Raw genomic sequence first — 3,280 nt, forward strand, 5'->3', positions numbered from 1 at the left:
GATGCTATTGCTTGACAAAGGGGAGTCCATGTAGCCTTACTAAGCGGCGATAAATTGTTGGCTAAAATTGCGAGGAACGAAGCTAGCCAACTGTTTAGCGTCCGTTTGAGTAACTTGTTATGTGGATTATCACCAACACCTGACCGTAATACTATTTTAATATGGCAGATGTAACCATTTTCATGATTTTATCTGAATTATTATCGTTACCTGATAAATTTCGAGGATTACCTGTTGTAACAATAGTCATAGATAGAGATGGGATATTAATAATATATTGCCCACCAAAACCAGCAGCTCTATAAGCTTTATGCCCATTTACAATCCATTTTCTCCATAGATATCCATAAGTATCTTTTGATGAAATTTTACTTAATGGATGATCTCCTTTAACAGATTGTTTAATCCATGTTTTGCTGATAATTTGTTTCCCATTAAACTCCCCATCATTAAGATATAAAACACCTAGCTGTAACATTTCTCTTGGTGTCATAAACATATCTGATCCTCCCATATAAATACCATCAGCTGTTTGTTGCCATGAAACACCTTGAATATCTAGGGGGTGAAATAGGAATTTATTCGCAAAACTCAAAACATCCATCTTGGTAACTTTAGTAAGAATAGCCGTTAATAAATGCGTTTGAGGAGTTGCGTAAGAGTATCGCTCACCCGGTGTATGAGCTAAAGGAAGGGCAAAAATAGCTTTCACAGAATCTTTTGCATCCCAGATTGGGTGTTGGCCTGGTAGGTAAAAATCCATTTCATTGTATTTAAATCCTGCACGCATACTTAATAAGTGCCGAATGGTGATATCTTTTAAACGAATGTCCATTGCTGGATTTACATATTCGGGAAGTATATCCATTACTCTATCGTCGATACTGTTTAACAAGTTTTTATCTAACGCAATTCCTACCAGCATTGAAATAATAGATTTACTAGTTGATTTTATATTGGCAACATAATTTTCATCAAGACCGTTAAAATAGTTTTCGGTAACAACATTGCCTTTTTCATAAATAAGCACTGAGTTTAAAAATGGAAGTTTATTAGATTGTTGAACTAATTGAGTGGTTTTCTCATTATCTAATTTATAAATCGAAGTGATATGCTTTGAGAGTTTAATATTTTCAAGTTTAGTTAAATATGCTGAGGGGGAAACTCTAGGAGCAACATTAATCCTTTTAAATTTAACTTTACTAACACTATTAGGACTAATTATTTTTGCATCAATAACCTTCCCGCCATATATTAAAGTCCCTTCCACTTTTACACCAATGGTATTAAAGTTTAAAGACACGTCCTTAGAGTTGAATGCAATTGATGCTGGAATTTCCATCCAGCCTTCATCGGGAGAATCCATAAATGCGACCAATTTATGATAGACATTGCGCCTAATTGTTATTACAACTCTTTTACTTACTCCTTCATCACTAATCGATGTTTTCCATACTCCTTCAGCAAGTGAATTTGCTTGGCTAGTAACTGAAATAAAATAACAAAATAACAAAATAAATAACTGACTCAGTGATACTTTCATTAAATTCCCTTTTAAAGCTTTCATTAAATTTCCTTTTAAAGTTTAAATTATACCGAAATCTGCAAAACCATTTAACGCCGTTTTAAGCGGCTAGTAATAGCTTGCTAAAATGTGAAACGAAGTGGAACCGAGCAAGTTGTTACTAGTCCGACTTGAAAACCCTTGTTATATTTCGTTAAACTGATGGTGTAATTTATGCTTAATGATAGAATCTAAAATAGGTGCTAAGCGCATAAAAGTATTTCCTACAGTAGCCATTGTTAATCCTGTTTTATCAAAATGGTATACCGCTGAAACATGACCATTCATCGCACCTCCACGACTATATACTATCTGTTTATCTATATTAGATATTTCAATACCTAAGCCTATTTTTTGCTTTTTACCATTAAATACAAATGTCCCATCTGTAAATACACATGGTGTCTTCATTTTTTCTTTAGACTTTTCAGAGATAATATTGCTAGTCAATATACCCGAGAATAGTTTAATGTATGAATTGATGTCGCCACCAAGCGCTCCAGCACCACCAACAATTCTGTATTCTACTGGATCTTCATATTCCTTAACTATTTCCCCATTTACTTCATATGCATTAGTTAGTTTTGGCGAATAGAACGAGTCACCTAAATAATAAGCATTTCTCAATTTTAATGGGGAAAATATATTCTCTCGATAAAAGTCGCCTAATGGCTGATTACTTATATGCTCAACAACAATACCTAACAGTAAATAGGCAGTATTATTATAACGATACTCAACCGATGGAGTTATGTTCTTTTTATTCTTGTTTAGTTTTTCTATGAGTTCTTTTTGTGAATTTGCTTTTTGCCATCGATAATCTTCGTAGATTGCTCCACCAAAAACCTCGGGGATATCGGATACATGGCACAACATATCACGAATTGTAATTGAATCAGCTTGATTTAATTTAAATGGTAAATGCTTAGAAAGCTTATCAGTCAACTTAAGGCTATTTCTTTCCTCTAGTAACAATATAGATGCTGCGGTTAAAGTTTTTACATTTGAACCTAAAGCTATTTTATCTGCTAATGTGAATGGAGCCTTAGTGCGTATATTCGCGTAACCGTAAGATTTTTCAAAAACCATACTTTCATTTTTTTTAGCTACAATGGATAAACCAATATATCTATTTTCCTTCATGAACTTAGAAACTACACTATCAATTTCTAGTGGTGATGTACCAGTTACTTCGGTACAAGAAATAAAAAATAAAGTGCTAATTAATACGATAAAACGCATAGAAATCCTTAGAAATATAACGCCCAATTAAGCGGCCAATAATAGTTGGTTAAAATAGAGAGCGCAGCGAACAAAACCAACTGTTATTTGTCCGTTTGAATTGCTTGTTATATTTTCAGTTTAATACAACTGGTACAGTTATAGATATACCACATCCATCTCCGTAACTAAAAATCAATTGATGCTTTTCAGTTGAGTCTGCTTTAACTAGAAACCAAACTTTAGTTTCACCTTCATCTTCAAAAACTTTTAATGAGGAAAAGAAACTAGGATTATCTTCATCACCGATAATGATCCCAGCTAAATTAAATGGTTGTTCTTCAATATATTTAGGCACTGAAACGACAACGCCGAATTCATATACTAAGTGCGACACCCAAGTTAATAAAAACGATGAACTGCGATATCCTTAGTTTTTTGCTCCCGCCAAGAAGTAAAACACTATGAAATACAAGCAGCTCACCGAGGGTGATA

At 33.7% G+C, this 3,280-nt stretch carries 3 protein-coding genes; all 3 read right to left on the reverse strand.

Translation table 11 applies throughout. The features are described from left to right. Positions 1–151: 151 nt before the first annotated feature. The gene (locus H4J73_RS02105) at positions 152–1,567 is read right to left on the reverse strand and encodes a serine hydrolase (RefSeq protein WP_182178756.1); all 1,416 of its coding nucleotides are present in this window, start codon (positions 1,565–1,567) and stop codon (positions 152–154) included. 141 nt (positions 1,568–1,708) lie between these two features. Continuing rightward, a complete protein-coding gene (locus H4J73_RS02110; RefSeq protein ID WP_182178757.1) occupies positions 1,709–2,806 on the reverse strand; it encodes a serine hydrolase in 1,098 nt (365 codons plus the stop codon). A 115-nt stretch (positions 2,807–2,921) separates the two neighbouring features. Continuing rightward, positions 2,922–3,143, reverse strand: a complete 222-nt coding sequence (locus H4J73_RS02115) for a hypothetical protein (RefSeq protein WP_182223891.1) — start codon at positions 3,141–3,143, stop codon at positions 2,922–2,924. Between the last annotated feature and the right edge of the window lie 137 nt (positions 3,144–3,280).

This window comes from Colwellia sp. MB3u-41, assembly GCF_014076845.1.
Classification (GTDB): Bacteria; Pseudomonadota; Gammaproteobacteria; order Enterobacterales; family Alteromonadaceae; genus Colwellia_A.